The sequence below is a fragment of the Sphingomonas colocasiae genome, assembly GCF_019880585.1.
Classification (GTDB): Bacteria; Pseudomonadota; Alphaproteobacteria; order Sphingomonadales; family Sphingomonadaceae; genus Sphingobium_A; species Sphingobium_A colocasiae.
On record NZ_JAINVV010000011.1, the window covers coordinates 112,652 to 134,483 of the forward strand.

Genomic DNA, 21,832 nt, shown 5'->3' on the forward strand with positions numbered 1-21,832 from the left:
ACGCGATATGAATATTATAGATTATCTATCTGATTTACCTGATGAATATGTCCTGACAGCGACGTATCGAGCGTCCAGCCGCAACCGGCTTCTCGACGGCGCTCGAAACAGGCTTCTCGATGGCGCGCGAAGCGAACCGAGATCGCGCACCTGCCTTGCCCGTCCGCTTCCGCGTCCCGCTACGCCAATCGCAGCTCGAGATAGGAAACGGTCTTGCCGTTGCCGAGCAGCGCCTCGCCCACCGGCGCGAAACCGAAGCCGCGATGGAACGCCTCCGATCCGGGATTGGGCGGATCGGAATTGACCTCGCACACGATCCGCACATGGCCGGCGGCGCGCGCGCTGTCGATCAGATCCCGATACAGCAGCCGGGCCAGCCCCCGTCCCCGTGCCGCCGCCGCGGTCACCACCCGATCGACATAGATGAAATGCGAGAAACGTGACCGAAACCATTGAAAATTCGGGCTGTCATAGTCGCCGGACTGATCGAAGGCGATCAGCATCGCGTCCGCCAGCCCCACCCGCCGCGCGACCAGCGCGCCGCCCACCAGCCGCGACAGCCCCGCCGCGTCCAGCCAGGACAGTTCCACCGCATGATCGTTGTTGAGCGTCAGCAACGCATCGCGCAGCTCGGCGGACATATCGAGATCGGCGGCGGTCAGGGGCAGGATCATCATCATCCGCTAGGCCAACATGCCCGACCTGCCAAGCCATGCTGTCGCCTTGCGCACATCGTCCCCTTTCGAAACCGGGTCCGATTGTGCCCCGGCATCGCGGCCGACGGAAGCTGACAATAATTCCATTATAAACAATATCTTAAAAAAAAACGCCGTCATGCCGCCAACCAACTGCGCCGCCTTGGCGATCGACCGTGGAAACCTTGGGCCTTCTCCGGGGGTTTGCATGCGATGGGTGCCGTGGGGGGCGAGGAAGGAGAGAGAGAATGAACAGGATCCATCCGCTGATGGCGACGCTGCTTGCCGGCACCGTGCTTGCGGCGTGCGGCGACGCCGGTGAACGGCGCGCGGAAAATGCCGCCGATGCGCTGGAGAACAAGGTGGAAGCCTATGAGGACCGGATCGAGAATGCCGCCGACAATGCGGCGATCGCGGTCATCCCCACCCCCGCCCCGCAGGATTTCGTCAACCGCGCGGCGCGCGGCGACGCGTTCGAGATCGCCGCCGCGCGGCTGGCCGCGAAGAACGCCGCATCCGCCGAGGTGAAGGCCTTCGCCCAGGCGATGATCAAGGCGCACACCGAATCCACCGCGAAGCTGAAGGCCGCCGCCGCCAAGGCCAGCCCCGCGATCGTCGCGGATGCGACGCTGTCCCGCGACCAGAATGAGGATCTGGCCGAGTTGGGCCGCAAGACCGGCGCCGCCTTCGACGAGGATTATATGGACGGGCAGGTCGACGCGCATGAGGATGCGCTGAAGCTGATGCGCAATTTCGCCGCCGACGGCGCCGATGCCGGGCTGAAGACGGCGGCGGGCGAAATCGCGCCCGTGGTGGAGGGCCATTTGAAGATGGCGCGCGATCTGGAAGCGAAGGTCGATCGCTAGGGCCCGAACCGGCTTTTCCGGCGGCCTGTCAGCGGGAAACCCCGCCGGTCTCGGCGGGCTTCTCCTCCACCTTCAGGTCCGGCGTGTCCGGGCTCAGCGCGGTCGGCAGGGGATCGCCGAAGATGTAATGGCCGAACCAGGCCTCATTCTCCTCCAGCACCGCGCGGGCCTGGCGCGGCTTGTTGATGCTGTGGCCGAAACCTTCATAGACGACCATCTTCACCGGCACCTTCCGGTCCTCCAGCGCCTGGCGCAGCTCATATGCGTTGGCGATGGGCACCCGGCGATCGTTGGAGCCATGCTGGATCAGCGTCGGCGTCCTCGCCTTGGCGACATAGCTGATCGGGGAGGTTCTGGCGTAGATCGCCGGGTCGTCCCAGGGCGTGCCCTTCAGATATTGCCGGGTGAACGGCGTGATGTCCGTATTGGCGTAATAGGTCATCCAGTCCGAAATCCCCGCGCCCATCGAGACCGCCTTGAAGCGATCGGACGAGGTGGTGATGAAGGCTGAGATATAGCCGCCCTGGCTCCATCCCATCGCGGCCACCCGGTTCCTGTCGACAAAGCCCCTGGCGATCAGCGCATCGACGCCGCTGATCACATCGGCATAGTCGCCCACGCCCAGGTTGCGCACGTTCAGCGCCCGGAACTTGCCGCCATAGCCCGCCGATCCGCGATAATTGGGCCGCAGCACCAGCGCGCCCTTCGCGAGGAACCGTTCGAGCGGATAGACGCGGTCGGGCGCGACGGCGGGCGTATCGATGCCCGTGGGGCCGCCATGGATCACCACCATCAGCGGATATGCCTTTGCCGGATCGAAGCCCTTGGGCGTGTAGAGCACGCCCTCGATCGGCGTGCCGTCCTTCGACGTCCAGCGGACCAGCTCGCGCTTCGCGGTGTCGAACGCACCCGCCTGGTCGCCGGCGCGCGTCAGGCGCTTCGTCCGGCCGGTGCCGAGCTCGGCCGAATGGATCTCCGCATAGATGTTGGGCGCCGATCCCTGATAGGCGGCATGGCTGAAGTCGCTGGAGAAGCTGAAGCGGGCGGCCATCGGCGTTTCGGCCAGGGTTATGCGGGTCGATGCACCGCTCGCGGGATCGAGGCGCCACAGGCCGGATTCGGTCTTCTGCCGGGCGCCGAACCAGATGCCGTCGGCGCTCCAGCCGAGCAGGTCGGCATCCTCGTCGAACGCGGCATTGACCACCCGGGGCGCGCCGCCGGTGGCGGGGATGACGGAGATCTTGCGATTGGCATAGTAGAAATAGGGCTCGCCGCCCGCGCTGGTGAAGGCAATCCGGGTGCCGTCGGGCGACCATGTCGGGCTGCCATAGGGGCCGGCCTCGCCGATCAGCGGCTTCGCCGCCGCATCGGCCACGCTGACGGCATAGATCAGGCCGGTATGGCTGGAGATCAGGTCCGGATCGCGCTGCGCGGCGAAGGCGATGCGGGCCCCGTCCGGCGACCAGGCGAAATCGCCCACGCTATAGGCGTCGCCATTGGTGATCGCCCGGGGCTCCGCCGGCGCGGGGGTGCGGCCGGCCTCATCCGCCTGGGGCAGGTCCAGCGTCCAGAGCTGCACCATCCCGTAATCGGCTTGGATCACCCGATACTCGCCGAAGGTCTCCTTACGGTCCTTCATCGCCTTGGGCTCGGGGCGCTCGGCGGTGAAGGCGATCCGGCGGGAATCGGGTGCCCATTTGAGGGCGTTCACGCCCTTTTCGCTCCGGGTCAGTTGCTGCGCTTCGCCGCCATCGGCGGGCATCACCCAGATCTGGCGCAGATTGGCGGGCGATTTGGGCAGCACGGCGGGGCGATCCGAAACGAAGGCGATCCAGCGCCCGTCCGGCGACCAGGCCGCATCGGTGCTGGATTTGGCGGCCGTCGTCAGCCGGTGCCGCGCGCCGGTCGCGACATCGGCGATCCACAGATCGGTCTCGAAGGCATTCGCCTCCCAATTGGTGCGGCTCTGTTCATAGACCACGCGCCGCCCGTCGGGTGAGATCCTGGGGGCGTTGACGCTGTGCATGTCCAGCGATTGCCGGATGGTCGGCGCGCGCATCGGTGAAGCCGCCTGCGCCAGCGCGGCCGCGGGCAGCAGGCCGGCGGTCAGGGTAAGCGCAAGGAGCGGACAGGCGACAAGGCCGGCAAGACGGTTCGGGCGAATGGACATGAGACGCTTCCATCTGATGTTGATGCTGCCGCGGCGCCGTGGGACCGCGCCGATCCGCGCCGCCCGGCTGGCGTCCCGGATCGCGTTGCAGAGCCCCCCTCGCCGCCATGCAGCCGAAGACGATCTACGCACCCGCATGGTCGTTTGCAAACCGGACGGCCGAGATCGCAAGCCCCTGCCGCGAACGGCATGCCTCGCTCCGGATGCTCGGCGTGGCGCCTCAGGCGTGCCACATCGTCCGGACGGTGCCTTCATAGGCTGCCAGCGGATCGATCTCCTCCGCATCGTCGGTAAAGGGCAGCGCGTGCAGGAACAGCGAAAGCAGTTCGGCCTGGCTGCCGATCTCCAGCTTGCGGTGGATGTTCTTGCGGTGGTTCTTCACCGTCCCCACCGAAATGCCGAGCCGTTCGGCGGTCAGCGCCGCCGAATAGCCGCGCAGCGTGTGGCGCAGCACTTCGCGTTCGCGCTCGCTGATGATGCTGCTTCCGAAATGATCAAAGGCATGTTCGATGCTGCGTTCGATCGATGTGCGGCGGACATTGGCCTGCGCATCGCTGCCCGCCAGTTCGACATGGCGTTCGATCGCGTTGCGCAACACCGGCTCCAGCGCGGCGACGGCCGCCGGATTGGGCGACACCGGATGCGGCCCGTAATCATGGCTGCCCAGCCAGATCACCACCGCGAAGCCGTCGAAACTGGGAAACAGGAAATCGATTTCCTCCGATATGCGCGTGCCCGCATAATATTCGTGGAAATACGCGCTTTCGCGCAGATTGGGGGCCAGATCGCGGATGCGGTAAAAGCCCGGTTCGGCGCCGTCCATATAAGCGCGGAAAATCGGATCGTCGCGATAGAAGCCGCTGAAATAGATTTCCGGCGCAATGCGGCGCCCTTCAAGTTGCAGGCGGCTGGAAATCGGGCGCGGACCACCCTGCTTGCGAAAAACGATCGCTTCCCCGAGATCGTAATTGCCGATCCGGCACAGGCTGGCGATCGTACGATCGAAAAAGTCGGGCGCGCCGATCCGGCCGACGAAATCGCCGCAAAGCTCGAGATGTTCCGCCAGGCTCAATCCCTCGTCCTCCCCGGACATGATCGCACCCTGCATAGATGATGGACAGGCGACCAAACAAGTTGCCGCCCCGATCGATCGCCCCCCACCTGTCCCCAAAGGGCTATGCCGTGTCGCGCGGCAGGTGGCGGATGGTGCCGGGCGCTACCCGGAAAATCGTCGGAAAAGCGCCATTGCCGGGTTTCTTCGCCGGCCTCCGCACCCCGGTCCGTCCAGTTCCTGTCCCTTGAGGGACATTGTCCGCACGCCCCGCCCCGTTCGAGTCCGGCGCGAAATTTGAAAGGGGCAATCGATGATTCGGATGACGCGGCGCACGGTTTTCGCGCTCTTCGCCACCACCATGCTGACGGGCGGCCTGCCGGGCGCGGCCGCTGCGCAGGAAACGCTCGACGATATCGTCGTCACCGCGCAGAAGCGCGAACAGACACTGCAGACCGTGCCAGCCAGCGTGCAGCCGCTGAGCAGCGAAACGCTGGAACGGCGCGCGCTCCGCAATCTGGAGGAGTTCAGCCGCTTCATCCCCTCGCTCACCTTTTCGGGCATGTCGGGTGCGGGCACGCGCAACATCATCCTGCGCGGCATCGCCCCCTCGGGCGGCGGAGATCCTACCGTCGTCACCTATCTCGACGATATCCTGATCCCCAATGCGCTCGATCCCCAGCTTTACGATATCGCGCGGGTGGAAGTGCTGAAGGGGCCGCAGGGCGATCTCTACGGCGCATCCTCGGCGGGCGGCCTGATCCGTTACATCTCCGCCGCGCCGGATCATGAGCATTTTCTGGGCAAGGGCGAATTGAGCGCTTCCACCACCCGCAACGGTGATCCCAGCTATGGCGCCGCAGCGGCGATCAATGTCCCGCTCGGTTCCGGAATTGCGGTTCGCGGCAGCCTGGTCTTCGATCGCAAGGGCGGGTTCGTCGACAATCTCCATCCGCCGAGCGGCACGATCGAAAAGGACGTCAACGACGAGAACCGCCTCACCGGCCGGCTCGCCCTGGGCCTCAAACCCTCCGAAACCGTGGATCTCACGCTTTCATTGCTTTACAACAAGCGGGATATCAGCGGCCTGGCCGACAGCGACCGTTCGATCTTCACGCCAATGGGCAAACCGTCCGACCGGCTGGCCGTCAGGTTCCATCGCGAATTCGTCGACGATGAAAGCTGGGTATTCAACGGCACCGCCAATATCGATCTGGGTATCGGCGCGATCACCAGCTCCACCGGCTATGTCCGCCAGGATCAGCGCCTGCAATTCGATCTGAACGGCCTGTTCTTTCTCGATCCCGCATTGTTCGGCGGCTATTCCTATCCGGGGTTCGATCCCCGCGTGAACGGCCCGTTCGCGACCAATCCGAACACATTGAAGCTGGCCCCCGCCACACGGCCGCGCAAGACGCGCCAGGTCTCGCAGGAAATCCGCTTCGCTTCGGCCTGGCGCTTTCCCGTCCAGCTTCTGCTCGGCGGTTATTATCTCGACGGCAAGGCGATCGAGGATTATTCCAACGGCTTCTTCACGCCGATCCCCGACTATGCCGTGGGCGTCTATGGCGGCGATCCGAACAGCCTGACCGAGATTGGCTATCATGATCGCACCGATTTCCGCGAAACCGCGATCTTCGGCAATCTCTCATGGAAATTCGCGGGCGATCGCGGAGAGATCACCATCGGCATGCGCCATTATGACCGGAAAAGCAGCCGCGTCGTCACCGATCATCCCGATGTGCTGTTCCCGCAGGGCACGTCGGGCCGGGTCCGATCGAAGGGAGAGCTTTATTCGGCGACCGGATCCTTTCAGCTTACGCCGCGCCTGTTCGCCTATGCCCGCTATTCGGAGGGGTTCCGCCCCGGCCAGTCGCGTGCCTTGCCGGGGGCGCTGTGCGATCTCGATTTCCGCAATCTCGGTATCGATCGCGCATCGCTTCAGCCCTTCACCGATCCCGAAAAGCTGAAGAACAAGGAAGCCGGCATCCGCTTCACCAGCGCGGACAACAGCTTTTCCGCCAATATCACCGGATTCCACATCCGTTATGACGGCATCCAGCAGGGCATCGTGCTGCCCACCTGCGGCAATTTCTTCGCGATCAACGGCGGCAGGGCGACCAGCCAGGGCGTCGAGATCAGCCTGTCCGCCGCGCCCGCGCGCGGGCTGACGCTGGGTTTCGACCTGGGTTATACCGATTCCCGTTTCGACAACGACAATGCGATCGGCCGCATCGACAAGGGCGAGCGGCTGCAATTCGTTCCCGAATGGACGGCCGCGCTGCGCGCCGATTATCGTTTTCTCCTGTCCGGCCGGCTCGACGGCATCCTGCGCGGAGACCTGACCTTCACCGACACCCGCCAGACCGGCTTCGGCGGTGTCGGCACGCGTCCCGCCCTGGCGACCGAGCTTCCGTCCTTCGTCCTGGCCGGGTTGCAGGCGGGGGTTTCGAAGGATCGCTGGGAACTGGTCGCGATCGTCAGCAACCTGTTCGACGTCACGCCCGTCTACAATAATTCGGTCGAACGGTTCGGCTCGTCGTCGCTCGACGGGCGGACATGGTCGATCGGCCGTCCCCGGACGATCGGCGCGCGGCTCAGCTATGATTTCTGACCGGATCGTTGTTTCGCCGCGACTTTCGAGTCATGCGATGATCCCATCGACCTGCAAATCGCTCTCGTGATCGGACCGACGACAATGCGCTGGCTGACGCCCCTTCTGGCCCTTTCGATGTTCCCCCTTTCGCCGGCCGCCGCCACGCCGCTCGAAACGATCGCCGACCGCGCGCCCGTTACGAAGATCGTCGGTGACGCGCGGCGCATCGCCACGCCCGAAGGGATCGAGATCCTCGAACAGGTCGATGTCGGTGACGACAGGCAATGGATCTCCATTCGCGGGCGCAATCGGGCCAATCCCGTGCTGCTGTTCGTCCATGGCGGGCCGGGCACCGCGATGATGCCGCTCAACTGGGCCTATCAGGCCCCGTGGGAGGATTATTTCACGGTCGTGAACTGGGATCAGCGTGGCGTCGGCAAGAACGCCGCCGGGGCGGACCGACAGAAGCTGTTGCCCACGCTTTCGCTCGATCGCGTCGTCCAGGACGGCGCCGCCGTCATAGATCATGTCCGCACCCGGCTGGGCAAGGACAAGGTGGTCGTGCTGGGATTCTCCTGGGGATCGATGGTCGGCGCCCATCTGGCGCACCGTTTTCCGGACAAGGTGAGCGCCTATGTGGGCGTCGGCCAGGCCGTCGGCCCGGATGACGAGGCGATCCTCTACCGCGAAACCATCGCCGCGGCCGAACGCGCGGGCGATGCCGCCGCCGCCGCCGAACTCAAGGCACTTGGCCCCTATCCCCGCGCGAACGGCGAATTGCCGCTGGATGTCGGCTCCGCGCTGCGGCGTTACGCCGCGCGCTATGACGGGATGTGGTACGGCCATCGCGATCTGAAGCCGATGTACGACATGGCGGAACTGGCGCCCGAATATTCGGATGCCGATGTCGCGGCCTTTCGCCAGGGATCGGCCTGGCTGTCCGAAAGCCGGATCATGCACGATATGATGACCGACGACCTCCGCCGGCTCGGCGGCTTTCAGGTGCCCGTCGTCCTGCTGCTGGGCCGCTACGACCTTGCGACCCCCTATGCGGCGGGCCGGGCCTGGTTCGAAACGCTGAAGGCACCTGCAAAGACGCTCGTCACCTTCGAACGCAGTTCGCACTTCGTCATGCTCGAGGAACCCGGCCGCTTCCTCACCGCACTGGTATCGCGGGTCCTGCCCCTGACCGAGGGTGCCCCCCCCTATGCCGTTCTTCCGCGCGCCTCGGAGAAACCGCGATGAGCGCGCCGCTCGGGGCGATCGCACGCCCTTATCTGCTGTTCCTGGGCGACGCGCCCGATCGCGAAACCGCCAAGACCGCGATCGGCGTCCATCACTGGCGCGGCCGGGATTGCGCGGCGCAATTCTCGCTGCCGGGTTGCAACGTCGATCTGGGCCTGCCCGAACTCGATCCCGCCGCCGCGGCAGCCAGGGGCATATGCACCTTGCTCGTCGGCCTGGCGCCGCTGGGCGGCGCAATTCCCGAACATTGGACGCGTGCGATCGTCGCCGCGCTGGAAGCCGGGCTGGATGTGGCGAGCGGGCTGCATGTCCGTCTGGGCGACGTGCCCGCGATCGCGGCAGCGGCGGCGCGACACCAGCGGCGCCTGATCGACGTCCGCCATCCCGAACGCCTTTTTTCGGTCGGCGATTATCGGCGCCGCAACGGCAAGCGGCTGCTGACGGTGGGCACCGATTGTGCCGTCGGCAAGATGTTCACCGCGCTCGCGCTCGAACAAGCCATGCGGCGCCGGGGCATCGCGGCGGATTTCCGCGCCACCGGGCAGACCGGAATCTTCATCGCCGGCGGCGGCGTCTCCGTCGATGCCGTGGTGTCGGATTTCCTGTCGGGTGCGGCGGAAAGCCTCAGCCCGGATGCGGCGGACATGCATTGGGATCTGGTCGAGGGCCAGGGATCGCTTTTCCACCCCTCCTATGCCGGGGTTTCGCTGGGATTGCTGCACGGCAGCCAGCCCGACGCGATCGTGCTATGCCATGATGCGGGCCGGCGGACGAACGGCGATTTCCCCGGCCTGCCGCTGCCGTCGCTCGCCGAATGCGCGCAGACAAACCTCCAGCTTGCGCGGCTCACCAATCCCGCAGTGCGGCTGGTCGGCTGCAGCCTCAACACCAGCCGGTTGACGCCCGACGCCACCGAACGCGCGATAGCGGACGCGGCTACGGCGCTGGGCGTGCCCTGTGTCGATCCGGTGCGCACCGGGGTAGACCCGATCGTGGATCACATTCTTGCCCGGTAAGCCCGTGGCCGACGGCTGGTCGCGCCGGGCCGCGATCGGTGCCGTGCTGGGGGCGATCCCGGTGATGGGCGGCGCGTTGCGCGCGGCGAGCGGCGGGCATGACCTGCTGGTGCGCGGGGGGCAGGTGATCGACGGCACCGGCGCAGCGCGCATCCGCGCCGATGTCGCCATTCGCGCCGGCCGCATCGCCGCGATCGCGCCCGACCTGGCGGCGGACGCGCGCGACGTAATCGACGCATCGGGCCTGATCGTCGCGCCGGGCTTTATCGAGCCGCATGCGCATATCACCGATATCGCGACCTTTCCGCGCCCGGAAAACCTGCTGCGCCAGGGCATTACCACGATCGCGAACAGCCTGCACAGCCTGGATCAGCCCTATCCGCTCGCTCCCTTCCTGTCGGCGCTGCGCGTCGCGCCCAACACGCTGTGGACGGCGGGCCATAGCTGGGCACGGAAACATGTGATGGGTCTGGCGAACCGCGCGCCAACGTCCGGCGAACTGGCGCGCATGCGTCACCTGGTCCGGGAAGCGATGGACGACGGCGCGTTCGGCCTCGGGACCGGGCTGGAATATATCCCCGCCGCCTATGCGCGCACCGACGAACTGGTGGCATTGGCCCGCGCCGCCGCGCGCCCCGGCGCGCTGTATGTCACCCATCTGCGCGACGAAGGCGCCCGCCTGCGCGAAGCGATCGACGAGGCGCTGGAGATCGGCCGGGCCGCGAAGCTCCCCGTTCATATCAGCCATCTCAAGATCACCGGCATGCGCCATTGGGGGCTGGCCCCGGCCATGCTCGCCCGGATCGACGACGCGCGCGCCGCCGGCCAGCGGGTCAGTTTCGACGTCTATCCCTATACCGCCTACAGCACCTATTCCACGGTGTTGCTGCCGCCATGGTCGCTCGCGGGCGGCGATCGCGAATTCGCGGCGCGCGCAGCGGACGGCGCCACCCGCGCGCGGATCGTGGCGGAAGCGCGGACGCTCTATCCGATACAGACCGGCGGGCAGCTCGACAGCCTGCGCTTCCGCGACGGCGTCTCCGGCTTCGCCGGGCGCACGCTGGGCGACTATCTGGCCGCCAACGGGCGCCCGCCCACGCTGGATGCAGGCATCGACGCGATCGTCGACCTGCAGGCGCGCGGCGGCTTCACCGGCATATTCGAAGCGATGTCCGAACGCGACATGCTGGATTTTCTCGCCCATCCCGCCGCATCGCTTTCGTCGGACGGCGATCTGTTCGCCTTTGGTGCGGGTTTCCCGCATCCGCGCAGCTATGGCGCCTTTCCGCGCTTCCTGGGCCATTATGTCCGCGATCGCGCGCTGATGCCGCTGGAAGCCGCGATCGCGAAGACGACGTCGGTTCCCGCCCGCGCGCTGGGATTGAAGGGGCGCGGCGTGCTCGCCATCGGCCACCACGCCGATATCACGATCTTCGACGAAGCCGCGATCGCCGATCGCTCCACCTTCGCCGATCCCCACCGTCATTCCGAAGGCGTGATCCACCTGCTGGTCAACGGCGTTCCCGTCATTCGCGATTCCAGGCTCCGCGAAGCCCTGCCCGGCCAGGTGATCCGCCGCGGCTGCGCAAGAACTGCCTGCCGAAACCGCGATCCAAGTGGCTGATTGCATTGTGGCGAGCAAGAATATCGGCTTTGCCGATGAAGCCACGCAAGACGCCCTATCGTTCATCGACGATGACAGCGCCCGCTTCATTGATGGGCGCAGCGGGATGTGGACGCAGGACGAGATGACGAAGCCCCCGGCAGTGCTCGATCGCGCATCGATCTTCGATCCTGCCGCCGTGGATCTGCCTGTCCGTCCCCAACCCGCTCACAAGCATCGCGTCGGCACGAACATGTTTCGTGCCTGCGCAACCGATATTCGCAAAGCCGCCCCACCCGCCATCTTGCCCGCGCAGGCAAGGCGTGTTTGATGGTCGCCGGGCGATCTCATCCGCCCGGCGGGGGGCGGATATGGCGAAATGGGCGCAATTGCCGGCGATGATGGCCCTGGCCTGCGGATCCGCCGCGATGGCGCGCCCGGCCAGTGAGATCGAGCGCTATTATCTCGGCCATTATGTGGTGAAGACCGAGGATTCGGCGCGCACGCTGTGCCGCGTCGAGATCGCCTGGGCCGACGATGTCGGCGGCCAGTTCGCGGCGAAGGGCTGCGGATCGGTGCCCGCCATCGCCGAATCCGCGCGATGGGTGTTCGATGCGGACACGGGCGAGGCGCGGTTCGAGGATCCGCTGCACCGTCCGCGCTTCCGCCTGGCCGAAACCGATGCCGGCTTCATCGCCATCCTGCCCGACGAAAGCCGATACTGGTTCGAAACGCCGCCCGCGCCCGCCAGGGCGCCGGCGCGCCGCAAACGCTGACCATCCGGCAAGCCGATCCACCAGCCAGAAGGACATCATCCATGATCAGACCCCTTGCCGCCTCGCTCTGCACATTGCTGCTGACCGGCCTCGTCGCCGGCTGCGGCGGCAACGGAAACGGCGGCGGCGCGGATGGCGGATCGGGCAAATCGGCGGACTGGGCGGCCGACGCCTGCAAGACCTTCCCGGCGGACGCGGCCGGCAAGGCCGCCGGATTCGCGGTGGCGAAGGCCGAAACGCCGGGGCAGACGGGCAACGAACAGACGCTCGTTTCCACCTGCAGCTATTCCAGCGCGGACGGCAAGAGCAGCTTCACCGTGCTGCTGCGGCAGGACAGGAGCGACGGATCGACGATCGACGCCCAGATCGCCGGCCTGAAATCGCAGCCCGACGCGACCGGGCCGTCGGAGGATGTGGCGATGCCGAAGGGCAAGGCGATCTGGGCGCCCCGGCTGAACACGCTTTCCTATGTGCCGCAGGATGGCCGGATGATCGTGGTCACGCCGCCCGGCGCCCTCATTTTCGGCGCCAATCCGGCGCCGGCGGGGGATCTGAAATCGAAGGCGGTCGCGATCGCCATGGCGATCGAGGGCTGAGCCGATTTTTCGCCGCCGCGGTACCTTTTCGCGACTCGGCATGCGCGTCCGATCGCCGCACGCGCCGCGCCCGCCCGCATGCGGCGAAGCGTTTTTCCACATAACCTGCTGGAAAATCCCGATTCATGGCCGTTGATCTGGATCAACACATAAGCGGCCGGCGCCTGTATGATGATCGCATTGACGCCACGGTTGAACCGCAAGCGGGCGTCGAATGACGGCAATCATGTTGCGCCGCCGCTTGTGAAAGCCGGAGGCACATCATGCCCCAGGAAAATCAGCACGATTATTATCTGCGCCGCGAACAGGAATGCCGCGACGCCGCCGAACGCACCAGCGATCCCGCGATCCGGCAGACGCACCTGAATTTCGCGCAGCTTTATGCCGATCGGATCGTGACGCAGCCGATCCCGCCGCACGAAGGGCCGATCTGATCGCGAAGCCCCGTTGCGGTTGCCGCCGAAATCGTCGATCCTACCCGGGAAGGCCGGCAAGGAGAGACGATGAAGCGGGACTGGATCTGGGCCTGGCCGGGCGGTCTTGCCGGGCTGGCGATCGCGTTGCTGGCGATGGGGCGCCTCGGGCTCCGGCCCGAATCCTACGGTCTCACCACGACGCTGCTGTTCGGCATCGTGATGGCAGCCGCCACCGGCGCGGTATGGCTGAAGAACCGCCACAGCATCAGTGCGATCCGGCGCGCGGGCGGTGAGATCGAACTGGTAATCCGGCCGGTCGATGCCGTGCTCAAAGCCCTGTTCCGCTTTCCGACGGCCGTTGGCGTCTTTGTGTTGTGGTTCCTGCTGATCGATGGCCGGATCGACGATTGGGGGAAGATTCTCCTTCTCAGCGCCTGCGCGAGCTATTACCACGCGTTGACTTATACGGCGTACAAGAAGGACGAGATCCAACGCCCTGCCCCGGAACCGGCATGAGCATCTGGGAACCCGGCACACTGAAGGCGATCGGCCTGATTATCCTGTTCGGCGGCGCGTGTTTCTTCGGCAATGGCATTTACCGGAACCTCCGGCTTGAAGCGCCGGCTACGAGAATCGTCATCGGCGCCGCTGCGCTGACCGCATCGGTCGCGATCTTCCTTGCGATGATATTCCTCGTGCCGAGACCGGCGGAAACCGGCCATCCCGCGATAGCCGAAGCCATCACCTATGCATTGTCCACGACGTTCGCGACCGCACTGGTATTTGGCATGATGCTGATCCTGGCCGGCAGCGTCCAGGCATTCAAGCGATGGCGCCATTACCGGCGCAATCCGCGCTGATCCCTGTTTCCGGACGCGGCATCGCCGCGCGTCACCACAGCCGGACGCGCTCGTCCGGCGGCAGATAGAGCGCCTCGCCGGGGCCGATGGCGAAGGCGTCGTACCAGCCGTCCAGATTGCGCACCACGCCGTTGACGCGGCAGGCGGCGGGCGCATGGTAGCTGTTGGCCACGATATGGCGGATCGCGTCGTCGGGCGCCTTGTAGCACCAGCATTTCGCCCAGCTCGCGAAGAAGGCGCGCAGCGCGGTGCGCTCGTCGGGCGCGCTGCCGGGGTGATCGGCGCGATAAAGCTGCCAGGCCCTCAGCGCCAGCGACACGCCCGACAGGTCGGCGATATTCTCGCCCAGCGTGCGGCGCCCGTTCAGCTTCAGCCCGGGCAGCGGCTCGAACCCCTCATATTGGCTCACCAGCCGTTCCGCCCGTTCGGCGAACGCGGCGCGCGCGGCGGTGGACATCCAGTCGCACAGCACGCCAAGGCTGTCGTAGAGCAGCCCCTGATCGTCGAATCCGTGCCCTATCTCGTGCCCCACGATCGCGCCGATCGCACCGAAATTGGCGGCGGGATGGCGATCCGCCGAAAAGAAGGGCGGTTGCAGGATCGCGGCCGGAACCTCGATGCTGTTCAGCAGCACGCTGTAGCTGGCGTTGACGAATTGCGGCGCCTGATACCAGAGTTCGCCCCCGTCGCCCGCCAGCCGCGTGCGCTGCAACGCCCAGTTGCGCCGCGAGAGCGTATCGAGATTGCCCGCCGCGTCGTCCGCGCTCAAGGCGGGGCCATGCCAGGCGGGCCAACTGCGCGGATAGGCCGCCTTCAGCCCCATCGCGTCGAGTTTCGCCAGCGCCTCCGCCTTCGATCCGGCATCCAGCCAGTCCGCCGCGCGCAGCCGCTCCGCCATGGCGCGTTTGAGATAGCTGAGCATCGCGGCGGTTTCGCTGCGCGTCCGCGCCCCGACATGCGCCTCCACATAGAGCCGGCCCAGATCCATCGGCATGCGGCGCGTCAGGAAACGGATCGCTTCCGCCGCGCGCGCGGGCGGCGGCGCGTCCCGCCCGCTCGGGATCAGCGATAGCCGGTGAACCGCCGCGCGCAATGGCGAGGGCAGCACCGCCGCGCCGTCGCGGATGCGGCCCAGCGCCAGCCAGCTCCGCCAGCCTTCCACCGGCGTTTCCGCGAAGAAGCGCGCCATCGCCGCCACCGCGCCGTCGGTGCCGAGATTGACGCGCGATATCCCCTCCAGTCCGCGCACGCGCAGCATCGCACGCCAGGGGAGCCCGGGCGCGAACGCCTCGAGCTCCGCCACCGTCATCACGTGCAGGTTGGCGCGGCGATCGCGCAGCCGCTCCAGCGGCCATTGCCGCGCGGCCAGCCCCGTTTCGATCGCCAGGATATCGGCGGCGCGTCGCGCGCCGTCCGCGATCCCCGCCAGCCCCAGCAGCGCCGCGATGCCCTCCGCATAGGCGGCGCGCATCGCGATCGAACGCGCATCGTCGGCCGCATAGGCGGTGACGGGCAGACCCAGGAACGGCTGTTCGTGATTCTGCGTGTCGAGATGGGCCAGCCATTCGCCCTGTGCGGGAAAGACGTTGAAGGCGAAGGGCGATGGCTGGCACGGATCGGCCATCCGCAACGCGATCGCATCATGCGTGCCGGCCGCGAAAATGGGGGCAAGCCGCTCGGCGAGCGCCGCCGCGCCGCGCCCGGCGATCGCTCCCTCGTCCAGCAGCGCGCGCCAGGCGGCCACCACCCGCCCCTCCTCGTCCGATCGCGGCGCACCGCGCCGCGCGGCCGCCACCCGGACCAGCGCCTCCATCTGCCCCGCGACGCGCATGCTGACCAGATCGAACTGGCCGAGATCCCATTTGCCCGGCGGGATCGTCATCGCATCGATCTCCGCCGCGTTGATGTGACGGTAGAAATCGTCGCCGGGCGCAATGCCGTCCCCGGAACCGCCTGCCCATGCCGGGCCCGGCACACAGGCAAGGCCGGCGGAGAACGCCCCCAGCCCGATGATCGCGTCCCGCCGTGTGGAAAGCCCAGCTTTCATCATCGATGCCGCGCTCCATCATTGCGTCGCGAACATTGACTACATATGTAATCATCGCGTGGCAACGACCGGCAAGCGACGAGGTGAAGCCGCGAACCGGTTGCGCCCGGCCGCCCGGCCGAGCAGTCTGCGGCGCGCATTGGTTTGGGGGGCGGCAAATGACGATCCGGTCGGCAATCGCGGCGGCGCTGGTTTTCGCGGCAAGCGCCGCCGCCGCCGCGCCCGCATTTTCGTTCATCACGGCATCGCCCCATGCGCTGCGGACGACGCACGCGATCCGCCTCGAACTCGCCCGCCCGGGCAGGTTCAGGGTCGCGGCGCCCACCAGCCGCGACGCCGTCTTCAACACGCGCCCCTATCAGGTGACGCTCGCCGGCTTTCTCGCCCGAGACCGGGCGATCCTGCTTCATGCGGAGCGGGTGGCGGACCGCAGCGGCGCTTCCAATTACGATCATCTCCCCACCGGCGACCTGCCGGAATTCCGCGTGCGCACGCAATGCGCCGCGATCACCGCCGCCGACGCGGCGGAGGAACATGATCTGTCCTGGCTGGCGCGCCATGGCTGGAATCCGGCCGGCGCGTCGCTGGCGATCCGGCAATATCTCCGCACGACGCCCGACCATAACGAGGAGGTGGTGATCTCGCTGATCGCGAAGGTCGATCGCTGCGACAACGAAGCCGCGATCGCCGGAGCGTTCGCCGATCTGCGTCAATTGCTGAAACTGCGGGAGATCGGCTGAGGCCGCCGCTCAGCCGGGGAACTCGGCCGGCAGACTCAGCCGGGAGACAGGGGCGCCCAGGTCCCGAACCGCCCTTTCCAGCGCTGCCGGCCCGAATAGATCGCGCATGCGGCAAGGGCGCAGCCACCGATCAGGAACACCCATCCGATCTCCCGGAAGTCGACAAGGAACAATGCGGCCAGGAGCGGAACAGAAAGCGCGCCATAGATCAGCGGAGGCAGCACATAGGCCCGCTTTTCCGCCGCATCCATCTCGCTCCAGGGCGGCGTCGGAAGCGCCTCCTCCCCTTCCCGGTTCCGCTTTGGGTTGATCTTTTCTTCCCACTGGCCGGCAGACATGCCCAGCGCGAACAGGAGGAAACCGGGCCAGAAGGCCTCCGACGGCAGCGCGATCATCGCCAGCGCCGCTCCGGCCAGCAGCAGCAGCAAATCGGCATGACGCCTGATCCTGCCGCCAAGAGCCGTCAAGATTCCGTCCAGTGCCATCGCCGATCCTCCCATGCCCGAACCTGCCGCATCGCATGGCCGGGCGCAATCGCGGCGCAGGGGGGTCAGGAGGCGATCTTCGCCAATCCGTTCCGGGATGCGGCATCCGCCCCGCCCTGAATATCGGCAAGTCCAGAACCCGTCCGGCGACTGTCGGGCGGCAGTTCCGATCCGGATTGCGCCGCTATCACGCGCGGCTATAGGGCCGGGTCATGACGCAGAACACGCATCCGCCGGCACCGCGCATGACCGTGGAGGAACTGTCCGCATTTCTGGATGCGACCTTCCCGGCCGAAACCCGCCCTTCGCTTGGCGAGATCGTCGGCATCGCCCCGGGTTCCGTCCGCATGTCGCTCCAGCCGACTGCGAACATGCTGCGCCCCGGCGGCATCGTTTCGGGCCCAACGCTGATGGCGCTGGTCGATGTTGCCGCCTATGCGGCGATCGCGGCGCATCATGGGCCGGAACCGATGGCGGTGACCAACGCGCTCTCCATCACCTTCCTGCGCGCCTGCAAGGTGGAACCGATCATGGCCGACGCCCATATCCTGAAGCTCGGCCGCCGCCTTGCGACGATCGACGTGCGCATCTGGCAGGGCGCCGAGGATCGCCTGATCGCGCAATCCACCGTGGGATATGCGCTTCCGTGATCCCATCAGGGCAGGCGACATGCATCAATGGCGTGTCGTCGCCCAATCGCGGAAAGCCTCGAGAAGCGAGCGCAGGTGCTGAACACCGCCCGTGCATGCACCACAAGGCCACAAGGCCGGGCAACTCCCGCAACGGATGCCGCGACAACCGGCTGGACGGATGCGGCGTTCGCTGGCACGGTCCAGGCCATGGCTTTTCCCGTTCACATCGCCGGTATCGCGACCGGCACGCGAATTATCCGCCCGGCCTGATCCGTCGGGCCGGGCTCCCCCGCATAGAACCTTAATCGCGCGTCCCGGGCCGGCAACCATGCCCGGCCGGGAACCGGCGCATCGAAAGTCCATCGCCATGCCAACGAACGCAGCGACATTGCATCTCGTCTGCGGCAAGATCGCCGCCGGCAAATCGACACTGATCCGAAAGCTCGGCAGCATGCCGGGCGTGATCGTGGTCGGGGAGGATCAATGGCTCGCCCGCCTCTATCCCGACACGCAGAACAGCCTTGAGGACTATGCCCGCAACGCCGCGCGGCTCCGCGCCGCCATGGGCCCGCACCTGATCGCGCTGTTGCGGGCCGGCCTGTCGGTCGCCCTCGATTTTCCCGCCAACACGCCCGCCAGCCGGCGATGGATGCGCGGCCTGTTCGAGCAGGCGGGCGTCGCCCACCAGCTTCACGTCCTCGACGTCACGGATGCGGTCTGCAAGGCGCGCCTGCGCGAACGCAACGCCACGGGCGAGCATGAATTCACGGTGACGGACGCGCAGTTCGATCAATTCGCCAGCCATTTCGTGCCGCCGACCGAAGATGAAGGGTTCGACGTCGTGCTCCATCGCGATTAGAACGTCGTGTGGAAAAGTGGGAACCGGTTCTCAGTGAAAATGCAGCGTGCTGCGCGATTCACATTTCACGCAGCACGCTGCAAGGGGCTGCCACGCTGATGAGGCGAGTTGTTACCGGCGTTCTCCTACAATGGAGATCGAGTGGGACAGCCCACCCTGAAGCATGGCGGCAAGGGGATCGAGACGGCATAAGAGGCAGAAGCAAACGATGACGGCGGCGATCATGGTCCTGATGATGTGGGCGGCCCTGGCGATTGCCGGGAATACGCCGTTCGGCCGCCTGCTCCATCGCATGATGGTGGATATGCCCGCCCGTCTCGCGAACCGGCTCAGCCGGGCGCATGTCGCGGTCACCTTCGTCATCCTGGTCCTGGTCGTCCTCCACCTGAGCGCCGGAGAGGCGGATCCGGTCCGCCTGCTGGGCCTGTTCGCGCCCGATCTGGCGATGTGGCTGATCGGCTTCGAAATCAGCACCGTCATCGAACTCGCAGCCGGCTTCGCGGCATTGGCGACCTGGTGCTGGATCAATGCCAGAAACGCCGTGGCAGCCCTTGTCGCCCGCCTTTGGAAGCGGCCCAGGGCAAAACCGAAGCAGGCACGCCGCCGCCAACGCCGCGATCGCGTTTCGCCCGCCAATGACGACGAGGACGGGGCGGAACTCGCACTGGCGGGTTGATCCGCCGCCAACCGGGCAGTCGTGAACGAGTGGCCTGGCCGCGAAGCAGTGGCCGAACCGGCGCAGACATGGGGGAAGGCCGGATGCGAAACCGGGATGAAGACAGGATCGTTCGATCGAAGACACCCGAATCCGCAGCGATGGTGGCCGAAACGCGGCGCGCGATGGCGATCACCGCCCGGCTCAACCGGCTGGGTTTCGACGATACCGCCGAAATCCGCGCGCTGTTCGGCGAACTCATCGGCCGCCCGGTCGATGACGGTTTCCTGCTGATCCCGCCCTTTTATGCGACCGGCGGCACCGAAACCCGCATCGGGCGCAACGTGTTCATCAACCAGAATTGCACGCTCTACGATCTGGGCGGGGTGGAGATCGGCGACGATGTGCTGATCGGCCCCAATGTGAGCATCATCACCTCCGGCCACCCGCTCGATCCCGCGCTGCGGCGCTCGGTCACGATCGGCCGGCCTATCGTTATCGGGCGCAACGTCTGGATCGCGGCGGGCGCGACCATCATCGGCGGCGTGACGATCGGCGAAAATGCCGTGGTCGCCGCCGGCGCGGTGGTGACGAAGCATGTGCCCGCGAACATGATGGTGGCCGGCAATCCCGCGCGCGTGATCCGCGCGGTTGCATGAACATCCTGCGCGGCGGGGCGCCGGTCAGCCTTTGCGCCGATCGGGCATGGCGGGATCGTTATCCGGCAGGGCGGGGATGCCCGCGCATCCCGGACCGGCTTGCCTGGAATGCCGACGCGTCGTTCAGTCGATCATCTCTGCGATGATCCGGCGCAGTTCGCGCCGCGAAAGCGTGGCGGATGTCGCCTGGCCGGCGATGGGCCGCTTCAGGCGGCGATGATTGGTATCGAAATGGGGAAATTCGGAATTCGGAATTCGTATCTGGATTGTCATATTGTCCTTTGGCGCACCCTGCGCCGTGATTTGGGGGAGGATAGCGGCGCGGCCGGACCGGAAACGATCCCCGCCGCGCCGATATCCGGCTGGATCAAGCCGACTGGAGATTGACCGCGGAGGTCTTGCCGCGGCGATCGGTCTCCAGTTCGTAGCTCAACCGCTGATCCTTGTTGAGCGTCGCCATCCCCGAACGCTCGACGGCGCTGATATGGACGAAGCTGTCGCCCGAGCCGTCTTCGTTGGAGATGAAACCATAGCCCTTGTCGGTATTGAAGAATTTGACGGTGCCGATCGGCATCACGGCTTCCTTTCGATAAAAATGCGTTTTCCACGGGCATGCGCCGGTGGAGCGAGTAGCGTGGGAGGAAGGATCAGCCGGAGGCATCAAATTCGTCGCAGGCGACGTTAGCCGGCCCGATATAGGGTATATTCGGCGATCTGGCAATGAAGGGCCGTCACCGATCCGAACCGGCGCCGCGCGGCGGGCCGGCCTCGCCCGCGCGGAACGGCGCGAAATCGCGGAGATTTTCCCGGCATTGGCGGCAAGCGGCCCGGTATGGCGCGATGCCGGAATCGTTCCCGTGGCTACAGGAAGGGCCCACCCGTCCGGCCGCGATTGAACATCGCCCGCGCCAGCAATGGACTGGCCGGATCGATCTCTCCCGGCCGCGCGCCTGTCCGATCGCACAATATGACGGCGAAGCGCGTCCAAAGATCGGGCCGACGGGCTTCGATCGGAAGCGCGTTCAGAAGCGAGGCGAACACATCGCCGGCGGTCTGCCAGCCCGGCGCGTCCGCCATGTCCAGCGTCACGCCGAACGCGCGCTCGACCGCCTCGATCGCTTCGATCTCATCGCCGTCGCCGCCCAGCCCGACGCTTCTGGAAACATGCTCCGCCATCGGGCCGAGGATATCGCAATTCGCCCTTCCCGCCAGCCCGTCACTGAAGCGCAGGCGATCGGATGAAGCGACCCACTCAGACCACTAGGGTCCGGCCCCATTACGGATGAGGCCGGCCCCTAGGGCATGACGAACCCCACCATGGCGCAGACCAGCGCCAGCACGATGCGCCCTCTGGCGATCGGGCCGGGCCAGCGCCATTTTCGCGGCCGATCGCCGCGCGGCGGCGGCGGGCGGTCAGTCGACATTGGATGCGCTCTCGAACCGGGCCTCGCCGATCCGGTCGCGGTTCCGCGCGGCGAAGCGGAAGGCGGCGAGCGCGAGGATCGCGGTGGCGGCCAGGATCGCGCCGGGCGCCTGATAGTCGGCGAGCGTGCCACTGTCGCCAACGGTGCGCGTCGCCGCCACCATGCCGGTCGCGACGATCACGGTGAGCGCGCTGCGGGCCGGGGTGGGGTCGGCCGGCGGCGGCAGCGCCTTGCGCGATCGCCAGTCGAGGACGAACCGGACCAGCGCCGCGATCATGAACGCCGTCCAGGCGAACCAGCCCATGGCCGGGGGCAGCACGACAAGATCGAACAGTTGCGCCAGCAGCGCCGCGCCCGCGATCAGCACCACCGCGCCCGCCAGATGTTTCGCCCTGCTCATCCGCCACCTCCGTCCACGATCTTGGCGCCCGTGATCTTGGC

26 protein-coding genes are annotated in these 21,832 nt (G+C 66.7%); 17 read left to right on the forward strand and 9 right to left on the reverse strand.

Features of this window, described 5'->3' with window-relative positions:
- Positions 1-179 precede the first annotated feature (179 nt).
- On the reverse strand, positions 180-674 hold the full coding sequence (locus K7G82_RS22115) for a GNAT family N-acetyltransferase (protein WP_222992125.1): 495 nt from the start codon (positions 672-674) through the stop codon (positions 180-182).
- Positions 675-943: 269 nt separating this feature from the next.
- Here K7G82_RS22115 and K7G82_RS22120 point away from each other — a divergent pair, with 269 nt between their 5' ends.
- Positions 944-1,561 (forward strand): DUF4142 domain-containing protein, encoded by a 618-nt coding sequence (locus K7G82_RS22120; RefSeq protein WP_222992126.1) that lies wholly within the window; start codon positions 944-946, stop codon positions 1,559-1,561.
- A gap of 28 nt (positions 1,562-1,589) precedes the next feature.
- On the opposite strand, the gene K7G82_RS22125 is transcribed toward K7G82_RS22120, so the two are convergent.
- Together K7G82_RS22125 and K7G82_RS22130 are read right to left on the reverse strand one after the other, a co-directional pair.
- Complete coding sequence (locus K7G82_RS22125) at positions 1,590-3,731, reverse strand: S9 family peptidase (RefSeq protein ID WP_222992127.1); 2,142 nt, start codon at positions 3,729-3,731, stop codon at positions 1,590-1,592.
- Between the two features lie 220 nt (positions 3,732-3,951).
- On the reverse strand, positions 3,952-4,824 hold the full coding sequence (locus tag K7G82_RS22130; RefSeq protein ID WP_222992128.1) for a helix-turn-helix transcriptional regulator: 873 nt from the start codon (positions 4,822-4,824) through the stop codon (positions 3,952-3,954).
- 271 nt (positions 4,825-5,095) lie between these two features.
- Between K7G82_RS22130 and K7G82_RS22135 the strand changes: the two genes are divergently transcribed.
- From K7G82_RS22135 to K7G82_RS22180, 10 genes are all read left to right on the forward strand, one after another.
- Positions 5,096-7,396: a TonB-dependent receptor gene (locus K7G82_RS22135; protein ID WP_222992129.1), complete on the forward strand. Its 2,301-nt coding sequence runs from the start codon at positions 5,096-5,098 to the stop codon at positions 7,394-7,396.
- Positions 7,397-7,513: 117 nt separating this feature from the next.
- The gene (locus K7G82_RS22140; RefSeq protein ID WP_222992130.1) at positions 7,514-8,623 is read left to right on the forward strand and encodes an alpha/beta fold hydrolase; all 1,110 of its coding nucleotides are present in this window, start codon (positions 7,514-7,516) and stop codon (positions 8,621-8,623) included.
- Positions 8,620-9,639, forward strand: coding sequence for an N-acetyltransferase DgcN family protein (locus K7G82_RS22145; RefSeq protein ID WP_222992131.1), 1,020 nt, complete (start codon positions 8,620-8,622; stop codon positions 9,637-9,639). Before K7G82_RS22140 ends, K7G82_RS22145 begins: the two co-directional genes overlap by 4 nt.
- The gene (locus K7G82_RS22150; protein WP_222992132.1) at positions 9,629-11,263 is read left to right on the forward strand and encodes an N-acyl-D-amino-acid deacylase family protein; all 1,635 of its coding nucleotides are present in this window, start codon (positions 9,629-9,631) and stop codon (positions 11,261-11,263) included. The genes K7G82_RS22145 and K7G82_RS22150 overlap by 11 nt, the downstream gene beginning before the upstream one ends.
- 7 nt (positions 11,264-11,270) lie before the next feature.
- Complete coding sequence (locus K7G82_RS22155) at positions 11,271-11,573, forward strand: hypothetical protein (RefSeq protein WP_222992133.1); 303 nt, start codon at positions 11,271-11,273, stop codon at positions 11,571-11,573.
- Between the two features lie 40 nt (positions 11,574-11,613).
- Positions 11,614-12,018 carry a hypothetical protein gene (locus K7G82_RS22160; RefSeq protein WP_222992134.1) on the forward strand — a complete coding sequence of 135 codons (405 nt, stop codon included), beginning with the start codon at positions 11,614-11,616 and terminating at the stop codon, positions 12,016-12,018.
- Positions 12,019-12,059: 41 nt separating this feature from the next.
- Positions 12,060-12,614, forward strand: a complete 555-nt coding sequence (locus K7G82_RS22165) for a hypothetical protein (protein ID WP_222992135.1) — start codon at positions 12,060-12,062, stop codon at positions 12,612-12,614.
- 263 nt (positions 12,615-12,877) lie between these two features.
- A complete protein-coding gene (locus K7G82_RS22170) occupies positions 12,878-13,048 on the forward strand; it encodes a hypothetical protein (protein ID WP_222992136.1) in 171 nt (56 codons plus the stop codon).
- A 69-nt stretch (positions 13,049-13,117) separates the two neighbouring features.
- Positions 13,118-13,546, forward strand: a complete 429-nt coding sequence (locus K7G82_RS22175; protein WP_222992137.1) for a hypothetical protein — start codon at positions 13,118-13,120, stop codon at positions 13,544-13,546.
- Positions 13,543-13,890 (forward strand): hypothetical protein, encoded by a 348-nt coding sequence (locus K7G82_RS22180; RefSeq protein ID WP_222992138.1) that lies wholly within the window; start codon positions 13,543-13,545, stop codon positions 13,888-13,890. Before K7G82_RS22175 ends, K7G82_RS22180 begins: the two co-directional genes overlap by 4 nt.
- A 31-nt stretch (positions 13,891-13,921) precedes the next feature.
- Here K7G82_RS22180 and K7G82_RS22185 read toward each other — a convergent pair whose 3' ends face one another.
- Positions 13,922-15,940, reverse strand: coding sequence for a M13-type metalloendopeptidase (locus K7G82_RS22185; protein ID WP_222992139.1), 2,019 nt, complete (start codon positions 15,938-15,940; stop codon positions 13,922-13,924).
- Between the two features lie 155 nt (positions 15,941-16,095).
- Here K7G82_RS22185 and K7G82_RS22190 point away from each other — a divergent pair, with 155 nt between their 5' ends.
- On the forward strand, positions 16,096-16,677 hold the full coding sequence (locus K7G82_RS22190) for a hypothetical protein (RefSeq protein WP_222992140.1): 582 nt from the start codon (positions 16,096-16,098) through the stop codon (positions 16,675-16,677).
- 35 nt (positions 16,678-16,712) lie between these two features.
- Here K7G82_RS22190 and K7G82_RS22195 read toward each other — a convergent pair whose 3' ends face one another.
- Positions 16,713-17,162, reverse strand: coding sequence for a hypothetical protein (locus K7G82_RS22195; RefSeq protein ID WP_222992141.1), 450 nt, complete (start codon positions 17,160-17,162; stop codon positions 16,713-16,715).
- 212 nt (positions 17,163-17,374) lie between these two features.
- Between K7G82_RS22195 and K7G82_RS22200 the strand changes: the two genes are divergently transcribed.
- From K7G82_RS22200 to K7G82_RS22220, 5 genes are all read left to right on the forward strand, one after another.
- Positions 17,375-17,812 (forward strand): PaaI family thioesterase, encoded by a 438-nt coding sequence (locus K7G82_RS22200; protein ID WP_246623789.1) that lies wholly within the window; start codon positions 17,375-17,377, stop codon positions 17,810-17,812.
- A 349-nt stretch (positions 17,813-18,161) separates the two neighbouring features.
- Positions 18,162-18,653 (forward strand): P-loop nucleotide/nucleoside kinase family protein, encoded by a 492-nt coding sequence (locus tag K7G82_RS22205; protein ID WP_222992142.1) that lies wholly within the window; start codon positions 18,162-18,164, stop codon positions 18,651-18,653.
- A gap of 208 nt (positions 18,654-18,861) precedes the next feature.
- Positions 18,862-19,329 (forward strand): hypothetical protein, encoded by a 468-nt coding sequence (locus K7G82_RS22210; protein WP_222992143.1) that lies wholly within the window; start codon positions 18,862-18,864, stop codon positions 19,327-19,329.
- A gap of 83 nt (positions 19,330-19,412) precedes the next feature.
- Positions 19,413-19,967, forward strand: a complete 555-nt coding sequence (locus K7G82_RS22215) for a DapH/DapD/GlmU-related protein (protein ID WP_222992144.1) — start codon at positions 19,413-19,415, stop codon at positions 19,965-19,967.
- Positions 19,968-20,075: 108 nt separating this feature from the next.
- Positions 20,076-20,354: a hypothetical protein gene (locus K7G82_RS22220; protein WP_222992145.1), complete on the forward strand. Its 279-nt coding sequence runs from the start codon at positions 20,076-20,078 to the stop codon at positions 20,352-20,354.
- On the opposite strand, the gene K7G82_RS22225 is transcribed toward K7G82_RS22220, so the two are convergent.
- The 4 genes from K7G82_RS22225 to K7G82_RS22235 all read right to left on the reverse strand — a co-directional run bounded on the left by K7G82_RS22225 (position 20,335) and on the right by K7G82_RS22235 (position 21,791).
- Entirely contained in the window at positions 20,335-20,541 is a 207-nt protein-coding gene (locus K7G82_RS22225) for a cold-shock protein (RefSeq protein WP_222992146.1), read from the reverse strand. The genes K7G82_RS22220 and K7G82_RS22225 overlap by 20 nt on opposite strands.
- 287 nt (positions 20,542-20,828) lie before the next feature.
- Positions 20,829-21,143 (reverse strand): hypothetical protein, encoded by a 315-nt coding sequence (locus K7G82_RS22230; RefSeq protein WP_222992147.1) that lies wholly within the window; start codon positions 21,141-21,143, stop codon positions 20,829-20,831.
- A 119-nt stretch (positions 21,144-21,262) separates the two neighbouring features.
- Entirely contained in the window at positions 21,263-21,391 is a 129-nt protein-coding gene (locus K7G82_RS30080; RefSeq protein WP_281423049.1) for a hypothetical protein, read from the reverse strand.
- Positions 21,381-21,791: a hypothetical protein gene (locus tag K7G82_RS22235; protein ID WP_222992148.1), complete on the reverse strand. Its 411-nt coding sequence runs from the start codon at positions 21,789-21,791 to the stop codon at positions 21,381-21,383. Before K7G82_RS22235 ends, K7G82_RS30080 begins: the two co-directional genes overlap by 11 nt.
- Between the last annotated feature and the right edge of the window lie 41 nt (positions 21,792-21,832).

Excerpts from the sequence above, each read along its gene's own strand:
- K7G82_RS22115 (WP_222992125.1), bottom strand. The coding sequence starts at position 674 with ATGATCCTGCCCCTGACCGCCGCCGATCTCGATATGTCCGCCGAGCTG.
- K7G82_RS22120 (WP_222992126.1), top strand. The coding sequence starts at position 944 with ATGAACAGGATCCATCCGCTGATGGCGACGCTGCTTGCCGGCACCGTG.
- K7G82_RS22125 (WP_222992127.1), bottom strand. The coding sequence starts at position 3,731 with ATGTCCATTCGCCCGAACCGTCTTGCCGGCCTTGTCGCCTGTCCGCTC.
- K7G82_RS22130 (WP_222992128.1), bottom strand. The coding sequence starts at position 4,824 with ATGTCCGGGGAGGACGAGGGATTGAGCCTGGCGGAACATCTCGAGCTT.
- K7G82_RS22135 (WP_222992129.1), top strand. The coding sequence starts at position 5,096 with ATGATTCGGATGACGCGGCGCACGGTTTTCGCGCTCTTCGCCACCACC.
- K7G82_RS22140 (WP_222992130.1), top strand. The coding sequence starts at position 7,514 with ATGTTCCCCCTTTCGCCGGCCGCCGCCACGCCGCTCGAAACGATCGCC.
- K7G82_RS22145 (WP_222992131.1), top strand. The coding sequence starts at position 8,620 with ATGAGCGCGCCGCTCGGGGCGATCGCACGCCCTTATCTGCTGTTCCTG.
- K7G82_RS22160 (WP_222992134.1), top strand. The coding sequence starts at position 11,614 with ATGGCGAAATGGGCGCAATTGCCGGCGATGATGGCCCTGGCCTGCGGA.
- K7G82_RS22165 (WP_222992135.1), top strand. The coding sequence starts at position 12,060 with ATGATCAGACCCCTTGCCGCCTCGCTCTGCACATTGCTGCTGACCGGC.
- K7G82_RS22170 (WP_222992136.1), top strand. The coding sequence starts at position 12,878 with ATGCCCCAGGAAAATCAGCACGATTATTATCTGCGCCGCGAACAGGAA.
- K7G82_RS22175 (WP_222992137.1), top strand. The coding sequence starts at position 13,118 with ATGAAGCGGGACTGGATCTGGGCCTGGCCGGGCGGTCTTGCCGGGCTG.
- K7G82_RS22180 (WP_222992138.1), top strand. The coding sequence starts at position 13,543 with ATGAGCATCTGGGAACCCGGCACACTGAAGGCGATCGGCCTGATTATC.
- K7G82_RS22185 (WP_222992139.1), bottom strand. The coding sequence starts at position 15,940 with ATGATGAAAGCTGGGCTTTCCACACGGCGGGACGCGATCATCGGGCTG.
- K7G82_RS22190 (WP_222992140.1), top strand. The coding sequence starts at position 16,096 with ATGACGATCCGGTCGGCAATCGCGGCGGCGCTGGTTTTCGCGGCAAGC.
- K7G82_RS22195 (WP_222992141.1), bottom strand. The coding sequence starts at position 17,162 with ATGGCACTGGACGGAATCTTGACGGCTCTTGGCGGCAGGATCAGGCGT.
- K7G82_RS22200 (WP_246623789.1), top strand. The coding sequence starts at position 17,375 with ATGACGCAGAACACGCATCCGCCGGCACCGCGCATGACCGTGGAGGAA.
- K7G82_RS22205 (WP_222992142.1), top strand. The coding sequence starts at position 18,162 with ATGCCAACGAACGCAGCGACATTGCATCTCGTCTGCGGCAAGATCGCC.
- K7G82_RS22210 (WP_222992143.1), top strand. The coding sequence starts at position 18,862 with ATGACGGCGGCGATCATGGTCCTGATGATGTGGGCGGCCCTGGCGATT.
- K7G82_RS22215 (WP_222992144.1), top strand. The coding sequence starts at position 19,413 with ATGCGAAACCGGGATGAAGACAGGATCGTTCGATCGAAGACACCCGAA.
- K7G82_RS22220 (WP_222992145.1), top strand. The coding sequence starts at position 20,076 with ATGCCGACGCGTCGTTCAGTCGATCATCTCTGCGATGATCCGGCGCAG.
- K7G82_RS22225 (WP_222992146.1), bottom strand. The coding sequence starts at position 20,541 with ATGCCGATCGGCACCGTCAAATTCTTCAATACCGACAAGGGCTATGGT.
- K7G82_RS22230 (WP_222992147.1), bottom strand. The coding sequence starts at position 21,143 with ATGGCGGAGCATGTTTCCAGAAGCGTCGGGCTGGGCGGCGACGGCGAT.
- K7G82_RS30080 (WP_281423049.1), bottom strand. The coding sequence starts at position 21,391 with ATGTCGACTGACCGCCCGCCGCCGCCGCGCGGCGATCGGCCGCGAAAA.
- K7G82_RS22235 (WP_222992148.1), bottom strand. The coding sequence starts at position 21,791 with ATGAGCAGGGCGAAACATCTGGCGGGCGCGGTGGTGCTGATCGCGGGC.